The 19,944-nt window shown below is 70.8% G+C and carries 18 protein-coding genes; 10 read left to right on the forward strand and 8 right to left on the reverse strand.

Features of this window, described 5'->3' with window-relative positions; translation table 11 throughout:
- Window positions 1-98 precede the first annotated feature (98 nt).
- The 4 genes from JWQ05_RS05960 to JWQ05_RS05975 all read left to right on the forward strand — a co-directional run bounded on the left by JWQ05_RS05960 (window position 99) and on the right by JWQ05_RS05975 (window position 6,108).
- A complete protein-coding gene (locus JWQ05_RS05960) occupies window positions 99-821 on the forward strand; it encodes a uroporphyrinogen-III synthase (RefSeq protein WP_299655973.1) in 723 nt (240 codons plus the stop codon).
- Window positions 822-956: 135 nt separating this feature from the next.
- Window positions 957-3,053 (forward strand): hypothetical protein, encoded by a 2,097-nt coding sequence (locus JWQ05_RS05965; protein ID WP_299655976.1) that lies wholly within the window; start codon window positions 957-959, stop codon window positions 3,051-3,053.
- A gap of 135 nt (window positions 3,054-3,188) precedes the next feature.
- Entirely contained in the window at window positions 3,189-4,793 is a 1,605-nt protein-coding gene (locus JWQ05_RS05970) for a heme biosynthesis HemY N-terminal domain-containing protein (RefSeq protein ID WP_299655979.1), read from the forward strand.
- Between the two features lie 190 nt (window positions 4,794-4,983).
- Window positions 4,984-6,108, forward strand: coding sequence for a DUF2336 domain-containing protein (locus JWQ05_RS05975; RefSeq protein WP_299655982.1), 1,125 nt, complete (start codon window positions 4,984-4,986; stop codon window positions 6,106-6,108).
- Window positions 6,109-6,115: 7 nt separating this feature from the next.
- On the opposite strand, the gene JWQ05_RS05980 is transcribed toward JWQ05_RS05975, so the two are convergent.
- The 3 genes from JWQ05_RS05980 to JWQ05_RS05990 all read right to left on the reverse strand — a co-directional run bounded on the left by JWQ05_RS05980 (window position 6,116) and on the right by JWQ05_RS05990 (window position 9,335).
- Window positions 6,116-6,457, reverse strand: a complete 342-nt coding sequence (locus tag JWQ05_RS05980) for a DUF1491 family protein (protein ID WP_299655984.1) — start codon at window positions 6,455-6,457, stop codon at window positions 6,116-6,118.
- 129 nt (window positions 6,458-6,586) lie between these two features.
- Window positions 6,587-7,306 (reverse strand): peptidoglycan-binding domain-containing protein, encoded by a 720-nt coding sequence (locus JWQ05_RS05985; protein WP_299655987.1) that lies wholly within the window; start codon window positions 7,304-7,306, stop codon window positions 6,587-6,589.
- A 91-nt stretch (window positions 7,307-7,397) separates the two neighbouring features.
- The gene (locus tag JWQ05_RS05990) at window positions 7,398-9,335 is read right to left on the reverse strand and encodes a PAS domain-containing sensor histidine kinase (RefSeq protein ID WP_299655990.1); all 1,938 of its coding nucleotides are present in this window, start codon (window positions 9,333-9,335) and stop codon (window positions 7,398-7,400) included.
- 334 nt (window positions 9,336-9,669) lie between these two features.
- On the opposite strand from JWQ05_RS05990, the gene JWQ05_RS05995 reads away from it, so the two are divergent.
- Genes JWQ05_RS05995 through JWQ05_RS06005 form a run of 3 tightly spaced genes read left to right on the forward strand, consistent with a single transcriptional unit; the run spans window position 9,670 to window position 11,244 of the window.
- Entirely contained in the window at window positions 9,670-10,011 is a 342-nt protein-coding gene (locus JWQ05_RS05995; protein WP_299655992.1) for a hypothetical protein, read from the forward strand.
- Window positions 10,012-10,048: 37 nt separating this feature from the next.
- Window positions 10,049-11,095 carry a cytochrome d ubiquinol oxidase subunit II gene (cydB, locus tag JWQ05_RS06000; protein ID WP_299655995.1) on the forward strand — a complete coding sequence of 349 codons (1,047 nt, stop codon included), beginning with the start codon at window positions 10,049-10,051 and terminating at the stop codon, window positions 11,093-11,095.
- Window positions 11,092-11,244: a hypothetical protein gene (locus tag JWQ05_RS06005; protein ID WP_299655998.1), complete on the forward strand. Its 153-nt coding sequence runs from the start codon at window positions 11,092-11,094 to the stop codon at window positions 11,242-11,244. Before cydB ends, JWQ05_RS06005 begins: the two co-directional genes overlap by 4 nt.
- Window positions 11,245-11,248: 4 nt before the next feature.
- Here JWQ05_RS06005 and dgcA read toward each other — a convergent pair whose 3' ends face one another.
- Window positions 11,249-12,235 carry an N-acetyl-D-Glu racemase DgcA gene (gene dgcA / locus JWQ05_RS06010; RefSeq protein ID WP_299656001.1) on the reverse strand — a complete coding sequence of 329 codons (987 nt, stop codon included), beginning with the start codon at window positions 12,233-12,235 and terminating at the stop codon, window positions 11,249-11,251.
- Entirely contained in the window at window positions 12,232-13,263 is a 1,032-nt protein-coding gene (gene dgcN / locus JWQ05_RS06015; RefSeq protein WP_299656004.1) for an N-acetyltransferase DgcN, read from the reverse strand. The genes dgcA and dgcN overlap by 4 nt, the downstream gene beginning before the upstream one ends.
- Before the next feature lie 196 nt (window positions 13,264-13,459).
- Here dgcN and maiA point away from each other — a divergent pair, with 196 nt between their 5' ends.
- From maiA to JWQ05_RS06030, 3 genes are all read left to right on the forward strand, one after another.
- Complete coding sequence (gene maiA, locus JWQ05_RS06020; RefSeq protein WP_299656025.1) at window positions 13,460-14,104, forward strand: maleylacetoacetate isomerase; 645 nt, start codon at window positions 13,460-13,462, stop codon at window positions 14,102-14,104.
- A gap of 130 nt (window positions 14,105-14,234) precedes the next feature.
- Window positions 14,235-15,566 carry an NAD(P)/FAD-dependent oxidoreductase gene (locus tag JWQ05_RS06025; RefSeq protein WP_299656007.1) on the forward strand — a complete coding sequence of 444 codons (1,332 nt, stop codon included), beginning with the start codon at window positions 14,235-14,237 and terminating at the stop codon, window positions 15,564-15,566.
- Window positions 15,567-15,591: 25 nt separating this feature from the next.
- Window positions 15,592-15,924: a hypothetical protein gene (locus JWQ05_RS06030; protein WP_299656028.1), complete on the forward strand. Its 333-nt coding sequence runs from the start codon at window positions 15,592-15,594 to the stop codon at window positions 15,922-15,924.
- 12 nt (window positions 15,925-15,936) lie between these two features.
- On the opposite strand, the gene JWQ05_RS06035 is transcribed toward JWQ05_RS06030, so the two are convergent.
- The 3 genes from JWQ05_RS06035 to mraY all read right to left on the reverse strand — a co-directional run bounded on the left by JWQ05_RS06035 (window position 15,937) and on the right by mraY (window position 19,753).
- Window positions 15,937-17,196, reverse strand: a complete 1,260-nt coding sequence (locus JWQ05_RS06035) for an O-antigen ligase (protein ID WP_299656010.1) — start codon at window positions 17,194-17,196, stop codon at window positions 15,937-15,939.
- Between the two features lie 97 nt (window positions 17,197-17,293).
- Window positions 17,294-18,655, reverse strand: a complete 1,362-nt coding sequence (gene murD / locus JWQ05_RS06040; protein WP_299656013.1) for a UDP-N-acetylmuramoyl-L-alanine--D-glutamate ligase — start codon at window positions 18,653-18,655, stop codon at window positions 17,294-17,296.
- 12 nt (window positions 18,656-18,667) lie between these two features.
- Complete coding sequence (mraY, locus tag JWQ05_RS06045; protein WP_299656016.1) at window positions 18,668-19,753, reverse strand: phospho-N-acetylmuramoyl-pentapeptide-transferase; 1,086 nt, start codon at window positions 19,751-19,753, stop codon at window positions 18,668-18,670.
- Window positions 19,754-19,944 lie beyond the last annotated feature (191 nt).

Raw genomic sequence — 19,944 nt, forward strand, 5'->3', positions numbered from 1 at the left:
TCCACCCTAGCCGCCCGCGCCCCGGTCCCGCAACGACCGCTTGCCTCGCGGCGGTGAAACGGCATGGATGCGCCGGCATTCCGGGGAGGACGGGGGCGATGCGGATCTGGGTGGCGCGTCCCGAACCGGGAGCGACGCGGACGGCGGCCAGGCTCTCGGCGCTCGGGCATCGCCCGCTCGTCGCCCCCGTGCTCGATGTCGCGGCGACCGGCGCGGCGCTGCCGGACGGGGTCTTCGCGGGGCTGATCCTGACGAGCGCCAACGCGGTGCGGGCCCTGACGCCGGGGGATCGCGCGAGGTTCCGGACGGTCCCGGTCTTTGCCGTCGGCGCCAGCACCGCGGCTTTCGCGACAGCGGCGGGCTTTTCGGAGATCCGCGTCGCCGGGGGGAACGCGGCCGCGCTGGCCCGGCTGGTGACGGCGTCGGTGCCGCCAGGCGCCGCCCTGCTCCACGCCACGGGCACGGAGCGCAAGGCCGAGCCCGGTGCATCCCTGACGGCGGCCGGGTTCGGGGCGAGGACGTGCGAGGTCTACACGGCGCGTCCCGCGGCTTCGCTGGCCGACGCGGTCGCCGATGCGATGGAAACCGGCGCCCTCGACGCCGTCCTGCACTACTCGCGGCGCAGCGCGGCGGCGGCGCGTGATCTTGCCGACGCGCGGGGACTGAGCGGAGCCTTCCGGGCGCTGACGCATTACTGCTTGTCGGCAGATGTGGCCGCGCCCCTGGTCTGCGCCGGGATCGCGGTCCACTTTGTGCCCGAACGGCCCAACGAGGATGCGCTCCTCGCTGGTTTGTCAGGCCCGGGGCCGACAGGAATTTGACAAGGGTCTCGCTCCGGCGACGGCCCTGATGCTAGGACGAGCGCAAGAAGCTGCGCCGTCGGCCTCGACCCACCGGGCGCCGGACGCGCCGCACGGGCAGAGCCGAACGGCAGGTCGGGAAGGGAGCCTTGAACCATGAAACCACCCAACAGCGACGCCAATCGTCCGGGAACTCCCAGCACCGGCCAGCCGGGCAAGCCCGTGGTCCCGGGTGTCGATACGGTGAGCCCCTCCGCGGCGTCGCCCGCCAAGCCCGAGGCACCGAAGGTCGGCCAGGACGGCGTGAAGACCGATGCCGTGCAGACGGAGGCCGCCAAGGCCGAGATCCTGAAGCCGGATGCGATCAAGCCGGAGGCCGCCAAATCCGAGACCGCGAAGCCCGAGGCGACGAAGGTAGATCCCGCGAAGGTCGAGGCGTCCAAGCCGGACCTGAACAAGCCTGACCTGAACAAGCCCGGCGCCGGCACGACGGAGGCCGGGAAGACGGAAGCGCCGAAATCCGAGCCGCCGAAGCCCGGCGCGTTCGGCGCTGGGACGCAAGGCAGTGCCCGCCCCGGTGCGTCGGTGACGGACGGGCCGATCATCGACCTCAAGGCCAAACGACTGCCCGACCCGGTTTCCCCGGCGAGACCCTCGACGCCGGGCGCGGCCGCGACCGCCGGGGTCGCGGGCGGCATGGCGGGCAAGCCCACCGAGGGTAAGCCGGCCGATCCGAAACCCGCCGACCTGAAATCTCAGGATGCCAAACCGTCGGAGACGAAGCCGTCATTCCCGAGCGAGTCCGCGTCCAAGCCAACGGGTTCGACGACGCCCCGCATCACCCCGACGCCCGTCCCGGCGCCCGCTGCCCGTGGTCCCGGCTTCGGGTCGCTGGCCACTGCCGGCCTCCTCGGGGGCGTGATCGGGGCCGGATTGCTGTTCGGCGTCGAGCGCAGTGGCCTGCTGCACCAGGCCGACGATCCGCGCCTCGCCGCCCTCGACCAACGCATCGCCGCCCTGGCGCCGAAGGACGCGGTGGCGGGTCTCGACAAGCGGGTCGCCGCCAACGAGGCCGCCCTGAAGTCCGTGCCCGAGGCCGTCGCCAAGGCGCGTGAAGCTCTCGAGAAGGCGAGCGCCGCGCCGGCGCCTGCGCCGGCCGCCGAGGGATCCGCGGCACCGGCCGCGGCACCGACCGACCTCGTGGCGCGCCTCGACGCCCTCGATCAGCGCGTTTCGGCGCTGCAGGAAGAGCCCGGCCGCGACCAGGGCGGAGAGGCCCGGATGGCCGTGGCGCCGTCGGGCGCGGGCGGGCCGCAGGTCGGCGCCCTCGAGGAGCGCCTGAAGGCACTCGAGGGCAAAGTGGATGGGGCGCCGAAGCCCGAGCCGGTTCCCGACCTGACCCCGAAACTCGCCGCCCTCCAGGGTGACTTCGAGGCGCGCACAAAGGCGAATGCCGAGGCGGCTCAGGCCCTGAGCCAGAAGGTCGCCACCCTTCAGCAATCCCTCGAAGCGCGCATCCAGGCCGCCACCGAGGCGGTGCAGTCGGCGACCCAAGCCACCGAAAAGGTGGCGGACGCGAGCAAGGCCCAATCGGCCGAGGCCGCCAAGGCCGTCGAGCGCCAGTTGCAGGCCCAGGCCGATCGGATCGCCGGCCTCGACAAGGCGATCTCCGGGCGGGCCGAGACGTCGACCCTCCAGGCCGCCCTGCGGGTGGTCTCGGCGGACCGGATCGCCACGGCCCTCAACACCGGCGCGCCCTACGCCGATGCGCTCGCCGCCCTTCGCGGGCTGGAGCCCGGCGATCCGGCCCGGCTCACGGCGGTCGCGGCCTTCGCCGACAAGGGCGCACCGACCGCCCGCACGCTGGCCGCGGAATTCCGGCCGATCGCGGAGAAGATCGCCGCCAGCCGCCGCGCGGCGCAGAGCAAGGCGGTGGCCGAGACCGGCGACATCGGCGCCAAGCTGATGAGCATGGCCGAGACCATCGTGCAGGTTCGCCGGGTCGAGCCGCAAGCCGGTGCCGCGTCCGGCACCGCAGCGGCACCCGACGCGACACCGAAGGTTCAGGACGCGCTCGATCGCGGTGCGATCAAGGAGGCGGCCGAGGCCTTCGCGGCGCTGCCCGAATCGGCGCGAACGGAAGCCGGCGAGTTCGGCAACAAGCTGCGTTCCCGGGCTGCGGCCGGCGACGCGGCGCAGGGCCTTCTGGCCGACGCCTTCAAGGGCCTGCCGGCCACCGGCGCGTCCCGTTGACGCCAGCGCCGCGCCTTCCGCACTCTGCTGCCGGGCGCGGCCATTCCCAACTCGCGCGGGAGCGTCCAGCGTTCCCGCCCCTCGATCTCGGCGTCGCCGGTCCGGCCGACACCACCCCCAGGAGTTTCTGATCTCATGTGGCGCGCCCTCGCCTTCCTGGCCCTCCTCGCCGTCGCCGCCTATGGCGCGACCTGGGTCGCCGACCATCCCGGCACCGTCACCATCGTGTGGAACGGCTACGAGGTCGCGACCAGCCTCGCCATCGGGCTCATCGGCGTCCTGATCGCCGCCATTGTCGTCGGCTTCATCTGGGCCATCGTGCGCGGGTTCATCACCCTTCCGGAGACCCTCGTGCGCGGCTCGCGCGACCGCCGCCGCGCCAAGGGCTTCTCGGCCCTGTCGCGGGGCATGGTCGCCGTCGGGTCGGGGGATCCCCTCGCCGCTCGCCGCCATGCCAACGATGCCGAGCGGCTGCTCGGCGCCGAACCGCTTACGCTTCTGCTGAAAGCCCAGGCGGCTCAGATTTCGGGCGACCGCGAGGCGGCCGAGCAGGCCTTCCAGCGCATGGTCAACGACCCCGAGACGCGGGTGCTCGGCCTGCGCGGCCTCTTCGTCGAGGCGCGCCGCCGCGAGGACGACGTCTCGGCCCGTGCCTACGCCGCCGAGGCGGCCCGCCTCGCCCCGAGCGTGACCTGGGCCAACGAGGCCGTCCTGGAGGCGCAATGCGCCGACGGCGACTGGAGCGGCGCCAACGAGACGGTGGAGCGCCGGGCCTCCCTCGGTCTCATCGACAAGGCGACCGCCCGGCGCCAGCGCGCCGTCCTGCTCACCGCCGCCGCGCAGGAGCGCGAGGCGGGCGAGCCCGAAGCCGCCACCGAGCGGGTTCTCAAGGCGGTCAAGCTCGCGCCCGACCTCGTGCCGGCCGCGGTGCTCGCCGCGCGCCTGATGGTTCGGCGTGGCGACCTGCGGAAGGCCGCCAAGATCCTGGAGACAACTTGGCGCACGGGTCCGCATCCGGACCTCGCCAAGACCTACCTGAACCTGCGCACCGGCGATTCCGTGCGCGACCGCATGGCCCGTGCCGAGACCCTGGCGAAGATCTCGTCCTGGAACCCCGAGGCGCGCCTGGCGCTGGCGCAAGCGGCCTTCGAGGCCCGGGCCTTCGCGCAGGCCCGCGAGGCGCTCGCACCGCTGCTCGCCGACCGGCCCACCGTGCGGGCCTGCCTCGCGATGGCACGCATCGAGGAGGCCGAGCACGGCGCCAGTTCGGGTCGCGCCCGCGAATGGCTGTCCCGCGCGGCCCACGCGCCGCGCGATCCGCTCTGGATCGCGGACGGCGTGGCCTCGGAGACCTGGGCGCCCGTGTCCCCGGTCAGCGGCCGCCTCGACGCCTTCGTCTGGAAGACCCCGACCGAACTGCTCGCTGGCCCCGAGGATAGCGACGCGAACGAACCGACGCAGGCCGACACCTCCCTGCCGGCACCCCCGACGCCCACGCCGCCTTCCGTGACGCCGGTGGCATCCCAGAAGCCCGACGTTTCAAAGTCCGAGCCCGCGAAGCCGGACGCTTCCAAATCCACGACGGTCCTGTTCCCGTCCGAGTCCAAGGGCGGCACGGAACCGATCGCTGCCGCGATGGCCCAGGCGACTTCGGGTCCGCTCGCAGCCGGCACGCCGACTCCGGTGGTGTTCCCACCGCCGCGCACCGGCGAGGACGCCATGCCCCGTCGGGCCAGCTAAACCGAGGTTCGCGGACGACGCGCGGTCCCGTCACGGGACCGCATCCCGACGACCGGGTTGGCCGTTGCTTGACCACCCGCAGTCGGCGCGTGGTGCAGGAAGGGACGGTTCGGTGCCGGCCTGCTTAAAGGTCGGTTCACGCAATTCGCTTAATGCTTGGCATTAGTGAGTTCTGCGTAACCGAAGTGCCATGTCCCCATCACTCGACGATGCGCCGGACCTCTCCGGACTGATCGAACTGTCGCGTCTCGACAACCTCGATCTGAAGCCGGTCATCCTCCGTGTTCAGGCGGACCTCTTCCTGTCGGCGTCGGTGCGCGACCGAAAGACGGTCTCGGCCTTCGCGTCCCTGGCGGGCGGGCTGATCCCGATCGTGGACGACGAGACCGCCGAGATCGTCGCGCGAAAGCTCGCCCCCTTCCCCGACACGCCGCCGGCCCTGCTCATCGCGCTCGCCGCGCGCGGCGGCGGCGCCCGCGATGCGGTTCTGGCGCACGCACCGATCCTGACCCAGGCCGTGATCGATGCCGCCTCCGGAGACGGCACGGAGATCGGCGCCGCGCTCGCGGGGCGGCCGGATCTGGCACGGTCGACCGTCGCTGAGATGATCGGCCGCGACGATCCGGCCATCGACCGGGCGTTGGCAGCCAACGGTGAACTCCACCTGCATGGCGACGCCCTGGCGCGGCTCGTCGCCCGCGCGCGCCGGGCGCCGGACTTGGCCCGGCTTCTCCTCGCGCGCCCAGATCTCGCCCACGGCGACGTGGCGCCCCTGTTCCTCATGGCCGACGAGTCGCGCCGCGAAGCGATCGCGCACGCGGTTCTGGCGACCGCCGCCCTGCGCCCCGGCCCTCCGGCCCCGCGCGAGGCCGGAGCGGTCCTCACCGGCTTCTCGGCGCGCGGCGACATCGCGGGCTTCGTCGCGGCGCTGACGGAGTTGCTGGGCCTTCCCAAGGGCTTTCTCGCCGCGACCCCCGACCCGTCGCTGCGCTACGAATTGCTGACGCTGGCCCTGCGGGCCGCAGGCCTGCACGAAGAGGAAGCGGTCTACATCTTCCTCACCCTGAACGAGACGGTGGCCCGCTCCGTCGACCGGGTGTTCGACCTCGTCAAGCTGTTCCGGACGGTCCCGCGCGCGGGCGCACGCGACCTCCTGGCGGCGATCCTCGATTGGGCGCCGCAGGACCGCGCGGTCGCCCCGGGCGCGCACCAGCCGTATCACGCCCCCGAGGCGCAGCGTCCCCGGATCGCGGCCGCCATCGAGCGCGCACCCCTGCGCACGCCCATGCCCACGCGACTGCGCCAGACGTCCTGAGCGCGGCTCACTCCGCCAGATCGAGGCGGTGACGCCCCGCCCGGTCGTCGATCTCGATGATCCAGAGGTCGTCGTCGAAGCGCAGTTCCTTGCCGAGGCGCACCTCGACGTCGGCCGGCGATGTTTCGCGCATCAGTGCGACGAAGCGGCGGTCCACGTCCGTCCCGGTATCGACCAGGGATTGCGGAGCCGGTCCGTAGAGATCGGCGCTTCCGTCGAGACGATCGACCTTCACGAAGATTGCGCCCGCCTCCGACGCGCCGCGCCGCCGCTGGACGGCAGCGATGCCCTCGATGCCGAGGCGGCGCAGGTGGGCGGAGACCCAGAAATCCGATCGCAGGCGTGCCATGGGCCGCCCTATAGCAGGTTCCTGGCGCCCCGGGCTCCCGCGACGACCCGCCGAACGCGGTTCCGTGCCGGCGCTTGCCTCGATCGGTGGAGCCGCCAGGCCGGATCACGGACGTTCTCGCCGGAGGGATCAGCCGCGTGTGACCCCGACGCGGGCCGCGAGTTCGCGCAGGGTCTGGGCGGAGGGCTCGCCCTTCACCGGCAGCTTGCGGTCGCGCTCGAACTTCTCGATGGCCGCGCGTGTGCCCGCACCCATCAGGCCGTCGGCCTTGAGCGGGCCATAGCCGAGTTTCACCAAGGCGCGCTGGGCCTGGGCGATGGTGGGGCTGCCCGGGCTCGCGACGGATGCGGTGGTCTCCGCACCCTTGGCGTCGCCCGCCTTGATGATCTCGCCGATGCCATCGCGGGGCGTCCGGCTCGGAGCTTCCGCCTTCGCCGTCTCGGCCTTGATCGCCTCGGCCTTGGCGGGTTCAGGCTTGGCGGATTGAGCCTTGGGCGCATCCATCGCGGTGGCTTCGACCGCCGGCCGCACCGCCTTCGGCTTGTCGGCGGTGGCGGCGGCTCGGCTCGCCGCGACCTTGGGGAAGATCGGCGCGGGGTGACGCCCGGCCTGATAGCCGAGCGCGTTCAGGCAGATCAGCGAGACGGCTCCGAGCACGACACCGACGCCGAGGATCTCGCCCGGATGGCGCAGGAACGCCCGGCCGATGGTTCCGGCGGTCGCCGTGAGGGTGGTGAGGCGCCCCGAAGCCCGCGACGCCGGCTGGCGGCGGGCGCGCTGGCGCGGCTCGGCGCTCCGCGCCGGGACGACGATCTCACGCTGGTCGCGACGTGCTTGCGGCTCGCGCATCACAGTTCCTTCGGGCTTGGCACGGGACGGCCGGGGCGTCGCATCGCGCGACACACCCGGCGATCGGCGCCTGTGAGGTCTCGGCGCATCGTCATCCGGCGCGCCGCAGGGGGACGTAGCTCTCGCGGATGTTCTCGGGGCTCGCCTCGAAGAGGCCCATGGGCCGGCGGATCGCCACGATCCCGGTGGCGGCGGCCGGCGGCACGAGGACGCCGTCGGCGAGGGGAGCGCGGGCACGCGTCCGGATCGGCACGACGGGCACCGGCCCGCCGTCCTGGCGGCATTCGCGCGGCAGCGTCACCACCACCGTCGTCCCCTCGCCGCGCGTGCTCTCGATCGCCATGGCGCCGCCGTGCAGCCCGACGAGGCCCTGGACCACGGAGAGGCCGAGGCCCGTGCCCTCGTGGGTGCGCTCATAGCCGCCGGCGCACTGGTAGAAGGGGTCGCCGACGCGCGGCAGGTCAGCCGCGCCGATGCCGATTCCGCTATCGGCCACGATGAGGTCGAGGTTGCTGCCCGACCAGCGCAGGGCGAGCTCGACGCGCCCGCCGCGCGGCGTGAACTTCAGCGCGTTGGACAGGAGGTTGATCAGCATCTGCCGGCAGGCGCGCAGGTCGGCGGTGATCTCCACCGGCACGGGGCTCGCATCGCGCACCAGCGTGATGCCGGCCTGGTCGAACTTGAGCTGCATCAGATCGCAGCAGGCCCGCACCAGGGCCCGCATGTCGAGGGGCTCCGGCGCATAGTCGAAATGTCCGCTCTGGATGCGCGACATGTCGAGGAGCGTGTTCACGACCTCGAGGAGGTGCTGGCCCGAATTGCGGATGATGCCGGCATATTCCCGGGTGCGGGCGGGGTCGACGGCGATCGCCCCTTCCCCCGCGAGCACCTCCGAGAAGCCGATGATGGCGTTGAGCGGCGTACGCAGCTCGTGGCTGACATTCGCGAGGAAGCGGGTCTTCAGCTCGTCGGCCCGCTCGGCCTCGGCCCGCGCCTGTTCGAGCTCCTCCGCGCGGCGGCGGTGCTCCGTGACGTCCCGGGTGACAGCGACCACGCTCGACGACAGGCGGCCGGCCGCCTCCGGATTCGACTCGCCGATCCGGTGCATCCGCATCTCGGCGAAGATCACCCGGGACGCACCCTCGGCGCGGATCGCGGCGGGATCGAGGTTCAGGCGAAATTGCACCGTCGCAGGGCGGCCGTGGGCCGCCACGTCGCTGAGAGCCTGGAGCAGCAGCGGACGGTCGGCCACATGCACCCGCTCCAGCAGGCCGTGGCCCTGCAGCGCGGCGGCCTCGGCGCCGACGAAGCGCGCGGCCGAGGCGCTGGCCTCGAGGACGCGGCCGTTCTGGTCGTGCCAGGTCACGAGGTCGTCGATGGCCGAAAGCAGCATCCGGTCGCGGCGCTCGTTGTCCCGCAGGCGGGCGAGCCAGCGGCCCTCGTGTCGGAAATGCTCGGTGGCCTGGGCGGCGATGTGGCCGATGGCGGTGATGGCGAAGACCGGCATCGCCAGGGCGCGGGACCATTCGAGGAACGGCGCGCCTTCGGCGAGTGGCGGCATCAGGGCCACGGCGAGCGCGCCGATGCCGGCGATGATCGCCGCCGCCAGGGTCGCGCGCCGGGAGCCTGAGACGATCGCCTCCAGGGGGATCGCCACAAGCCAGATCGCGGCGGCCGACTGCGCCCCACCGGTCATCATCGCGAGGCAGACCACGAGGCCGGTGAGCCCGGCCGAGGAGATGGCGTGGGCGAGCCAGAGGATGCCGGTGCGCGAGAGCAGGACGGCCGCGAAGACCGGCAGCATCAGGCTGGCCATCGCCAGGGCCTCGATGCCGGTCGGCACGCCGCGCAGCACGAGGTAGGGCGGCAGGGCCAGCATCATCATGAGGCCGGTGACGAGGCGCGACACGAGAAACCGCTCGTGCCGGAAGCGCACACCGCTCGCGTCGATCACCGACTCATGGACGAGCCCCGCGAGGCGAACGTCGATGAGGGATGCCAGGGCACCGTAGATACGCAATACCAACACGCACAGCGCGGAAGACGGCTCGACGTGCCCCTCCGACGCCCCTTGGCTCGATTGAAACTCAACCGATGGGAACGTCGCAGACGCGACTTAAGCGAGTCTTGCGCAAGAGCATCCGATTGTCTTCGCATGCTTTCCGAGACGTAACCGTGAGCCACCTTCACCGAGAACCTTTTCGGGGCATTACACGCAAACGCCCCGAAGTGGGCCGGGATAAGCTTGCGTTCACCATTCGCGACGATGCCGAGCCCATCGTCAGACGGTCTTTACCGGTTCACGCGAAGGCTCGGCGACGGCGTTGGTCCGGCCCTTTCCGGCGCGCTTCCGGGTCGAACCCATGTCGTTTCTCTTTCGTGCGGCCCTGGTGATCGGAGCCCTGTCCTGGATGGCGCTCCAGCGCCAGGGTGCGGCGACACCGAACCTCGTTCCGTCGTTGGATCGGCCGGCCCTCGCGCAGGCGACCCTCGCGGCCTGGGAGACGCTCCCGGACGCGGCGCGCGAAGCGCTCCTGCGCGAGGGTGGGGCCGAGATCGCGCGACGGGCCGGCGGGCTCGTGGCGACGGCACCGGTCTCGCGCGACACCCTGATGGAGAGCGACCGGAAACTGCCGTGGCGGGGCGCGCAAATCCGCGCCGATGCGGCTAGGCTGTCCGAACGCGGGGAACGCTCGGCCCCCTGAGGGGGTAGTTTCTCCGACGCGCGGGAGAATGCTGCGGATGTTCGGCTTCGGGATGGAATACGAAGGCGCGGCTTTCTGGCTGCCGCTGGTCTGGGCCGCGCTGCTGGCGGTGGCTGTGGCGATGTACGTCGTGATCGACGGGTTCGACCTCGGCGTCGGCATCCTGTTCACGGCGGCGCGCAAGGGCAATTGGCGCGATCGGATGATGCTCTCCGTCGCGCCGATCTGGGACGGCAACGAGACCTGGCTCGTGCTGGGCGGCGGCGGATTGTTCGCGGTGTTCAGCGTCGCCTACGCGATCCTGCTGCCGGCGCTCTACTTGCCGCTGATCCTGATGCTGATCGCCCTGATCTTTCGCGGCGTCGCCTTCGAGTTCCGTTTCAAGGCCGGGCGATCCCAGTTCATCTGGGACAACGCCTTCCATTACGGTTCCCTGATCGCGACCTTCGCGCAGGGCATGGTGCTGGGCGCCTTCGTGCAGGGATTCCAGATCCAGGGACGCGGCTTCACCGGCGGCACCTTCGACTGGTTGACGCCGTTCAGCGTGCTCACCGGCATCGGTCTCGTCTGCGGCTACGGACTCCTCGGCGCCACCTGGTGCGTGATGAAGACCTCGGGCGAACTCGAGATCTGGGCCCGGCGCAAGAGCCTGCAATTTCTCGCCGCCACCATCGTGGCGATGACCCTGGTCAGCGCGTGGGTGCCGTTCCTCGGCCGCGACATCCAGTGGCGCTGGATCTCCTGGCCCAACATCCTCTACGTGGCGCCCATGCCCGTGGTGACCGCCCTGGTCGCCTGGGGCATCTATCGCGGCCTGCGCAGCGGCCGGGACGTGGCGCCCTTCCTGCTCACGATCGCGCTGTTCCTGTTGGGCTTTCTCGGGCTCGCGATCAGCCTGTTTCCCTACATCGTGCCGCCCCGCATGACGATCTGGCAGGCCGCGAACGCGGTGAGCGCGCTGCAATTCGCCCTCGTCGGCTACTCCGTCGTGATGCCCCTGACCCTCGCCTACACAGCCTACGCCTACTGGGTCTTCCGGGGGAAGGTGGCCGAGGACATCGAGACCGGGGGCTACGGGCATTGAGCGCGCTGGCCCCCGAGGCGAAGGCCTCGTCGAAGACGACGGCCCCGGCGAGAGCCGGCCGGATCCTCTGGTTCGTGGCGTTCTACGCGATGAGCCTCGTCACCTTCACGGCGCTGGTCTACGCCCTGCGCTATGTCGTGAAGGGCTGAGGTTTCAGCCCCAGAGCGCCGGCTCCGGCGGATGGATCAGGCTGCCGTCGAAGCGCAGACCGGGCTCACGGTCGCGCGCCAGCAGAAGCGGCCCGTCGAGATCGACGTAGTCGGCGTGGTGGGCGAGGAGCATGGCGGGCGCCATCGCGAGCGAGGTGCCGACCATGCAGCCGATCATCAGCGAGAAACCGCGGGCGCGGGCCTCGTGGGCGAGCATGACCGCCTCGGTAAGGCCGCCGGCCTTGTCGAGCTTGATGTTGATGGCGTCGTAGCGCTGGCTCAGGGCATCGAGGCCGGCGCGGTCGTGCAGGCTCTCGTCGGCGCAGATCGGGATTGGCCGCGCGATCTCGGCGAGCAGCGCGTCCTCGCCGGCCGGCAGGGGCTGCTCGATCAGGCCCACGCCCGCCGCCACGCAGGCCGCGAGGTTGGCCTCGATGGTCTCCGGCCGCCACGCCTCGTTGGCGTCGACGATGAGGCGTGACTCCGGTGCGCCCCGGCGCACGGCGGCGATCCGCTCCGGATCGCCGGCACCTCCGAGCTTGACCTTGAGCAGCGGCCGGTGCGCGGCGCTCCGCGCGGCCGCCTCCATGCTTTCCGGATCGCCGAGGCTCAACGTGTAGGCGGTGGTGGCGACCTGCGGCGCCGACAGGCCGGCGATCTCGTGGGCCGGCCGGCCGAGTTGCTTGGCTTCGAGGTCGAACAGGGCGCAGTCGAGGGCGTTGCGGGCCGCACCCGCCTTCAGGGCGGTCTGAAGATCGGCGCGCGTCGCCCCGGCGGCGATGGCCTCGGCGTAGGAGCGGATGAGCTCGCCGACACTGTCCACGGTCTCGCCGTAGCGGGCATAGGGCACGCACTCCCCGCGTCCGACACGGCCCTCCGCATCGGTGACGGTGGCGAGCACCACCACGGCCTCGGTGCGGCTGCCCCGGGCGATGGTGAACGCGCCCGCGATGGGGAAGCGCTCGACCGTGACGTCGAGGCGCCGGGTCATGCGCTCGCCCCGTTGGGCGCGGGCGGGAACTCGGCGACGATCCGGTCGACGATGCCGTCCACTCCGAAGCGCACCGGATCGGTGGCGGGCAGGTCGTGCGCGCGGGCCAGATCGGCGAGAAGGGTGCGTGCGGCGCCCTCCTCCAGGTCCTGCGTGTTCACCGCGATTCCGACAGGGCGGATTTCCGGGTTGGTGAGGCGCCCGAGCTGAACGGTGAGGTCGATGACCTCCTGGATGGTCGGCAGCGGATGCTGCACGCCGCGCATCGTGGTGCGGGTCGGTTCGTGGCAGATCACGAAGGCATCGGCCTGCGCGCCGTGGAGCAGCCCGAGGCTGACGCCCGCGAAGGACGGGTGGAAGAGCGAACCCTGGCCTTCGAGGAGGTCCCAGTGGTCCGGCTCGGCGGCGGGCGCGATCCACTCGACGGCGCCGGAGATGAAGTCGGCCACGACGGCGTCGATGGCGACGCCGCGCCCGGAGATGAAGACGCCGGTCTGGCCGGTGGCCCGGAAATCCGCATCGAGGCCGCGCTCGCGCATCCCCCGCTCCAGGGCCAGGACCGTGTACTTCTTGCCCACCGAGCAGTCGGTGCCGACGCTGAGCAGGCGCCGGCCCGGGCGCTTCGTGCCCTTGCCGGTGGCGAAGGTCTCGGAGGTGTGGCGCACGTCGTGAAGCTGGCGCCCGTGCCGCTCGGCGGCCTCGGCGATGGCCGGCACGGCGCCGAGGCGCGCGTGCAGCCCGCTCGCGATGTCGAGCCCGGCCTCGAGGGCCGCCACCACTTCGGTGATCCAGTGCTCCGGCAGGACGCCGCCCGCATTGGCGACCCCGATCACCATGGTGCGGCAGCCCTTCTCGACCGCCTCCGCCAGGGTGAGGTCGGGAATGCCGAGATCGGCGGCGCAGCCGGGCAGGCGCAGCTGGCCGACGCACCATTCGGGGCGCCAGTCCTTGATGCCGTAGGCGGTCTTGGCGGCGAGCCGGTCCGGCACGTCGCCGAGGAACATCAGGTAGGGCGTTTCGATCTGCATCGCGTCACTCACCGGCCGAGCATATCGCTCACCGTGTCTTCCTATGCGCGATGATCACGACGCTGCCAAATCGGCCGGTCTTTTCCCGAGGCTGCGAAAACGGGTTCGCGAAATCAGGCTTGCGGGACGGCGCGATGTCGGGTGTGGTCCATCCCCAGAACAGACGGATCCGATTCCGCGACGGGGTGAGATGCGCATGAAGATGTACGGCAATTGGCGCTCGGCCGCCGCGTTCCGGGTGCGGGTCGCCCTCAACCTCAAGGGCATCCCCTACGAGGAAACCTTTCTCGACCTCGATGCCGGCGAGCAGTTCAAGCCCGAGTTCCTGGCGATCAACCCGCAGGGCGCCGTCCCGGCTTTCTTCGACGGAGACGGCCCGCCGCTGATCCAGTCGCTGGCGATCCTGGACTACCTCGAAGACATCCACCCGGCGACGCCGCTGCTGCCGGCCGATCCGCGCGCCCGCGCACGGGCCCGTTCGCTGGCCCAGGTCGTCGCCTGCGACACGCATCCGCTCTACGTGCCGCGCGTGCGCAACTTCCTGATGGAGACCTACGACCTGCCGCGCGAGCGCATGCTCGGCTTCGTGCGCCACTGGATGGAGACGGGGCTGAAGACCCTGGAGACGCGTCTGACCCGGGAGCCCGGCACCGGCCGCTACGCGCAAGGGGACGCGGTCAGCCATGCCGATCTTTGCCTCGTCAGCCTCTGGGTGGGCACGGGCATCTTCGGGGTCGATACGGCTCCGTTCCCGACGGTCCGGCGCATCGCCGAGGATTGCCTGGCGCAGGACGCCTTCGCCCGGGCCCACCCCTTGCGCCAGCCGGGTGCGCCGCGTTGAGGGACGGGCCTGCTCGATGAGCATGGCGGACCGTTTCCAATCCTTCTAAACTCAGCCATCAAATGATCTTGCGTCCCTCGTCGGGGGAGCACGCATCGGCCGGAATGCGGCAATCGAGGACGTGACGTTCATGGTACCGGGCGAAACCGTAGACAATCTGCATCGCATCGTCGTCGTCGGGGGCGGCGCGGCGGGCCTGCAGCTCGCGACAAAGCTCGGCGAGAAGCTCGGGCGCACGAACAAGGCCCATGTCACCCTGGTGGACCGGGCGCGCACCCACATCTGGAAGCCGCTGCTGCACGAAGTCGCCGCCGGCAGCCTCGATGTCGGCCATCATGCGGTCGACTACCTGCACCACGCCCACCGGCACAATTTCCGCTACCGCATCGGCGAGATGACCGGTCTCGACCGGGCCAAGCGCGTCATCCACCTGGCCGCCAGCCACGACACCGAGGGACGCGAGGTCACGCCGATTCGCGAGATTCCCTACGACACGCTCGTGATCGCGGTGGGCTCGACCACCAATGATTTCGGAACGCCGGGCGTGAAGGAGAACGCCATCGCCCTCGACACCCAGGGCCAGGCGGTGCGCTTCCACCAGCGCCTCGTGAACGGGATGCTGCGCGCCCACACCCAGACGGGCCCGGTGCGCCCGGGCCAGCTCCACGTCACGGTGATCGGCGCCGGCGCCACCGGCACCGAGCTCGCGGCCGAACTCCACCGCACCACCCGCCACGTGGCCGCGACCGGCCTCGACCGGATCGACCCGGCCAAGGACCTCAAGATCACCCTCGTGGAGGCGGCCGGGCGCATCCTGCCCGCCGTCCCGGAGCGTCTCTCGCACGACGTGATGGTGCTCCTCGACAAGATCGGCGTCGAGGTCCGCACGGGTGCCCGCGTCACCGAGGTCCGGCCCGACGGCGTGCAGCTCGCCGATGGCGGCTTCATCCCCTCCGAGCTCGTGGTCTGGGCGGCGGGCGTCAAGGCGCCGCCGTTCCTGCAGGAGATCGGCGGGCTCGAGACCACCCGCAACAACCAGCTCGTGGTGACCCCGACCCTGCAGACCACCCGCGACCCGGACATCTTCGCGATGGGCGACTGCGCCTACCTCGTGGAGAAGGGCTCGGACACGCCGATCCCGCCGCGTGCCCAGGCCGCGCACCAGCAGGCGACGCACCTCATCAAGATCATCCCCGACAAGATGGCCGGCAAGCCACTGAAGGCGTTCAAGTACCGCGACTTCGGCTCGCTGGTCTCGCTCGGCGAATACTCGACGGTCGGCAACCTGATGGGGTTCATCAAGGGCAAGAACATGTTCATCGCCGGGCTCTTCGCCCGGATGATGTACCGCTCCCTCTACAAGATGCACGAGCAGGCCTTGCACGGCACGGTGAAGACCACCCTCGACGCGGTGGCCCGGGCCCTGACCCGGCGCACCGAGTCGCGCGTGAAGCTGCATTGACGGTCCGCGGGGAGCCACGCTCATGATGATCGACATCGTTCAGGCGGTGCAGCAGCGCAATCCGGCGCTCGGCTCCTACGTGCTCGTGCTGCGCGGGGATTCCCGCGCACGCGACACCGCCGATCCGACCCGGCTCTCGACGGAGGCCGAGGCCTGGCTCGCGGCCCACGCGCCGGGCGCCAGGCTGTCCGAGGAGAAGGTGCTGCTGGCGCCCTATCCCGGCGCCATGCCGGCCGATCGCGCGGTCACGGTGCTGGCCTTCGCGGATGCCCGGCACCTCGCCGCTTTCGCGACGGCCTGGACCGTCGATCCGGAACCGGACGAGCCGGAGCCGGAAACGCCGCCGGAATCGATCTGATCGAGACGCCGGTCAGGTCGATGCCCGACCGGCGAGCCAGCGCAGGCGTGCGGCCTCAAGGCCCCAAACCATGCCCAGCATCATGTAGACGTGGCGCCACTTCTCGATGTCGATCTGGGCCGCCTGCAGGAAGAACATCAGCAGCGCCGGCCAGACGATCTGCGCGTGACGCCGAAAGGGCGTGTCCCGGCTCATCAGGCGAAAGCCGACGAAGCTCGTCGTCAGCACGAGGCCGATGAAGGCGACGCCCCCGACCCAGCCGCCATTGGCGAAGCTGCCGATGTAGCTGTTGTGCGGTTCCAGCGCGAAGATCAGGCGCCAGCGCAAAGGGCCCATCCCGAGGGGCTCGTCCACCAGCATGTTCAGGCCGCGAATCTGGTTGCCGAACCGGCCGGTCTCGCCGGTGTCGTAATCCTGCGTGACGGCGGCGCGCTTGGAGAACATCTCGGCGGTGTCGCCGATGGACATGAGGCCCACGATGGCGATCGCGGTTCCGGCCAGCGCCAGAACCGTCAGCGTGACGATGCGCCGGCGCAGGACCGGGGAGCGGGTGGTGGCGTAGACGCTGGCGACCATCACCGCGACGGCGATGAGCGTGCCGCCCCAGGAGCCACGCGAGAACGACAGGAAGATGCCCGCCACGATCACCATCAGGACGGCGGAAGACAGGATCGGCCGGCGCGTGGTGCCCAGCAGCAGGCCGTGCATGAGGTAGAGGGCACCGAGCGTCAGGAACGAGCCGAACACGTTCGGGTCCTGGAAGGTGCCCGACGCGCGACCGTACTTGTAGAAGAGGTCCTCGGTGGGGATGAACCCGAAATAGCCGACGATGCCGAAGGCGCTGGAGAGCAGACAGCTCGCCACGAAGGTCTTGAGCGCCAGTTCCATGCGCGCCTGCGTGCCGTCGGCAAACAGCATGGCGAAGAACACGCCCGTGATGGCGAGATAGGCGAGCTGGATCGTCCAGGTCACCGGCAGCGGCTGGTCGATGTAGGGCAGCAGCGCCACCGTGATGGCGCTGACGTAGAGAATCAGCAGCCCGAGCAGGGGCAGCATGCCCCGGTGCAGGCGCAACCCCAGGCAGAGCCAGAGCAGGATGGTGGGGATCGCCACCACGTCGTAGGGGGAGGTGTCCGAGAAGGCGAAGCAGGCAAAGAAGATGAAGGCGACGAGGAGCACCGTCGCCAGGCGCCGCAGGACCAGCAGGACGGGCAGATGGCTCCAGGCTCCGGCCTGCCAGCGCGAAGCACCGGGTGCGATCGTGGACGCCATGCACTCACTCATTCCGTGCCGCCCGACCGGGCATACGCGCACTACTGAACCCAAGATCAGGCGCGGGAATGATTGAGATTTCGAGAAGCGCGAACGGTCAGGGCAGCGCGCGGACGAGATTCCGGAACTGATCCCCACGATCCTCGAAGCTGCGGAACTGATCGTAGGACGCGCAGGCCGGCGAGAGCAGGACCACGGGCTCCACGGCCTCCGAGGCCGAGGCGGCCTCGGCCGCCATCGCGGTGGCGGCCGCCAGGGTGCCGCAGGTGGTGTAGGGCACGCGCCCCTCCAGGGTGGCGGCGAAGGCGTCGCTAGCGGCTCCGATCAGGTAGGCGTGGGCCACGCGGCCGAAGAGCGGCGCAAGCGGCGCGATGCCGCCTTCCTTGGCCTTGCCGCCGAGGATCCAGTGGATGTCGTGAAAGGCGGTGAGCGCCTTCTCGGCGGAATCGGCGTTCGTGGCCTTGGAATCGTTGACGAAGAGCACGCGGCCGCGCCGGCCAACCTCCTCCATGCGGTGCGGCAGGCCGGGAAAGCTCCTCAAGCCCGCGACGAGTTCGGCCTCCGAGACACCGAGCGCCCGGACGCAGGCGGCGGCCACCGCCGCGTTCTGCCAGTTGTGCGCGCCCCGCAGCGAGCCGATTCCGGCGAGATCGGCGATCGGCGCGCCGTCGGCCCCGAACACCGTCCCGTCGCGGGCGAAGAAACCGTCGAAGCCGGCCGGCGGCGTGCCGACATGGACCGCCACGCGCGGGCCCGTCACGGCGTCCGCGATGGCGCGGCTGAGATCGTCGTCGATGCCGACGATGGCGAGATCGGCGCCGGCCACGAGGCGGGCCTTGATCGCCGCGTATTCCGCCAGGGTACCATGCCGGTCGAGGTGGTCCGGCGTGATGTTGAGGAGGATGCCGATGCCGGGATCGAGGCTCGGCGTCAGGTCGATCTGGAACGAGGACAGTTCGACGACGTGGATGCGGTCCGGCGCGGGCGGCGCGAGCGACAGGATCGCGGTTCCGATGTTGCCGCCCATCTGCACGTCGCGGCCGGCGGAAGCGAGGATGTGCGCGATCAGCGCCGTGGTCGTGGACTTGCCGTTGGTGCCGGTGATCGCCACGAACGGCGCGCCCGGCGCGATCGCGCGGCGCTCCTGGCAGAAGAGCTCGATGTCGCCGATAACCGGGATGCCGGCCGCCCCGGCGCGCTCGACGGTCCAGTGCGGGGCCGGATGCGTGAGGGGAATTCCGGGCGACAGGATCAGCGCCGAAAAGTCCGAGAAGTCGGCGTCGTGCAGATCGAAGACCGTGATGCCCTGGTCGCGGGCGCGCCCGGTGCTCTCCGGGCTGTCGTCCCAGGCGAGCACGTCGGCGCCGCCAGCGAGCAGCGCCCGCACAGTGGCGAGCCCGGAGCCGCCGAGCCCGAACAGGGCGACCTTGCGGCCGGCAAAGCAGGTGACCGGCGTCATGGCCTCGATCCCTTAGCGCAGCTTGAGCGTGGCGAGGCCGGCCAGCGCCAGGATCACGGCAATGATCCAGAACCGGATCACGACCTGCGGCTCCTTCCAGCCCTTCTGCTCGAAATGGTGGTGGATCGGCGCCATGCGGAAGACGCGCTTGCCCGTGAGCTTGAACGAGGCGACCTGGATGATCACGGACATCATCTCGAGCACGAACAGGCCGCCCACGATGGCCAGCACGATCTCGTGCTTCGTCGCCACCGCGATGGTGCCGAGCAGCCCGCCGAGGGCCAGCGAACCGGTATCGCCCATGAAGACCTGGGCGGGGGGCGCGTTGAACCAGAGGAAGCCGAGCCCCGCTCCGATCACCGCGCCGCAGACCACGGCGAGTTCGCCGGTGTCGCGCACGTAGTTCACCTGCAGGTAGCCGGCCGTGAAGACGTTGCCGACGAGGTAGGCGATGACGCCGAAGGTGCCGCAGGCGATCATCACCGGCACGATGGCGAGCCCGTCGAGTCCGTCGGTCATGTTCACCGAATTGCCGGCGCCCACGATGACGAAGGCGGCGAACAGCACGTAGAACCAGCCGAGGTTCAGCAGCGCGTCCTTGAAGATCGGGAAGGCGAGCTGATTCTGCAGGGTGGGCGGCGAGTAGACGGCGATGAGCGTGCAGGCCGCGATCGCGATGGCGGCTTCGAGCAGCAGCCGGAACTTGCCCGAGAAGCCCTTGTGCGACTGCTTCGTCACCTTGAGGTAGTCGTCGTAGAAACCGATCGCGCCGAAGCCGAGGGTCACCGCCAGGGTCACCCAGACGTAGTGGTTGCGCGGGTTGGCCCAGAGCAGGATCGCCACGACGCAGCCGGCCAGGATCATCAGGCCGCCCATGGTCGGCGTGCCGCGCTTGGTCAGCAGGTGCGATTGCGGGCCGTCCTCGCGGATCGGCTGGCCCTTGCCCTGGCGAAGGCGCAGCAGAGAGATGATCAGCGGGCCGAACCAGAACACGAACAGGCCCGCCGTGAACAGCGCTCCGCCGGTGCGGAAGGTGATGTAGCGGAAGACGTTGAGGGCGGAGACGGTGCCGCTCAAGTCCGACAGGAGATACAGCATCCAGCACCCGGCCGTCATCGATGGAAATGCGGCCGGCGGTCGGAGCGCGTGCGCCCCTCCACCGGCCGATGCGAAGTCAGTCGCCCTCAGCGCGCGGCGGCGTGGGGCGGTTCGGCTTGGGCCTTCGCGTACCGGGCTTTGAGCGCTTCGACAATCCGGCCCATGCGGATGCTGTTCGATCCCTTGACCAT

The sequence above is a fragment of the Methylobacterium sp. genome (assembly GCF_028290105.1).
Lineage (GTDB): Bacteria > Pseudomonadota > Alphaproteobacteria > Rhizobiales > Beijerinckiaceae > Methylobacterium.

What these genes read in the sequence shown, in the direction of transcription:
- JWQ05_RS05970 (WP_299655979.1), top strand. Translation starts at nt 3,189, where the DNA reads ATGTGGCGCGCCCTCGCCTTCCTGGCCCTCCTCGCCGTCGCCGCCTAT.
- JWQ05_RS05980 (WP_299655984.1), bottom strand. Translation starts at nt 6,457, where the DNA reads ATGGCACGCCTGCGATCGGATTTCTGGGTCTCCGCCCACCTGCGCCGC.
- JWQ05_RS05985 (WP_299655987.1), bottom strand. Translation starts at nt 7,306, where the DNA reads ATGCGCGAGCCGCAAGCACGTCGCGACCAGCGTGAGATCGTCGTCCCG.
- JWQ05_RS06025 (WP_299656007.1), top strand. Translation starts at nt 14,235, where the DNA reads ATGGTACCGGGCGAAACCGTAGACAATCTGCATCGCATCGTCGTCGTC.
- dgcN (WP_299656004.1), bottom strand. Translation starts at nt 13,263, where the DNA reads ATGCAGATCGAAACGCCCTACCTGATGTTCCTCGGCGACGTGCCGGAC.
- JWQ05_RS05995 (WP_299655992.1), top strand. Translation starts at nt 9,670, where the DNA reads ATGTCGTTTCTCTTTCGTGCGGCCCTGGTGATCGGAGCCCTGTCCTGG.
- maiA (WP_299656025.1), top strand. Translation starts at nt 13,460, where the DNA reads ATGAAGATGTACGGCAATTGGCGCTCGGCCGCCGCGTTCCGGGTGCGG.
- JWQ05_RS05975 (WP_299655982.1), top strand. Translation starts at nt 4,984, where the DNA reads ATGTCCCCATCACTCGACGATGCGCCGGACCTCTCCGGACTGATCGAA.
- JWQ05_RS05960 (WP_299655973.1), top strand. Translation starts at nt 99, where the DNA reads ATGCGGATCTGGGTGGCGCGTCCCGAACCGGGAGCGACGCGGACGGCG.
- dgcA (WP_299656001.1), bottom strand. Translation starts at nt 12,235, where the DNA reads ATGACCCGGCGCCTCGACGTCACGGTCGAGCGCTTCCCCATCGCGGGC.
- cydB (WP_299655995.1), top strand. Translation starts at nt 10,049, where the DNA reads ATGTTCGGCTTCGGGATGGAATACGAAGGCGCGGCTTTCTGGCTGCCG.
- JWQ05_RS05965 (WP_299655976.1), top strand. Translation starts at nt 957, where the DNA reads ATGAAACCACCCAACAGCGACGCCAATCGTCCGGGAACTCCCAGCACC.
- murD (WP_299656013.1), bottom strand. Translation starts at nt 18,655, where the DNA reads ATGACGCCGGTCACCTGCTTTGCCGGCCGCAAGGTCGCCCTGTTCGGG.
- JWQ05_RS06035 (WP_299656010.1), bottom strand. Translation starts at nt 17,196, where the DNA reads ATGGCGTCCACGATCGCACCCGGTGCTTCGCGCTGGCAGGCCGGAGCC.
- JWQ05_RS06030 (WP_299656028.1), top strand. Translation starts at nt 15,592, where the DNA reads ATGATCGACATCGTTCAGGCGGTGCAGCAGCGCAATCCGGCGCTCGGC.
- mraY (WP_299656016.1), bottom strand. Translation starts at nt 19,753, where the DNA reads ATGCTGTATCTCCTGTCGGACTTGAGCGGCACCGTCTCCGCCCTCAAC.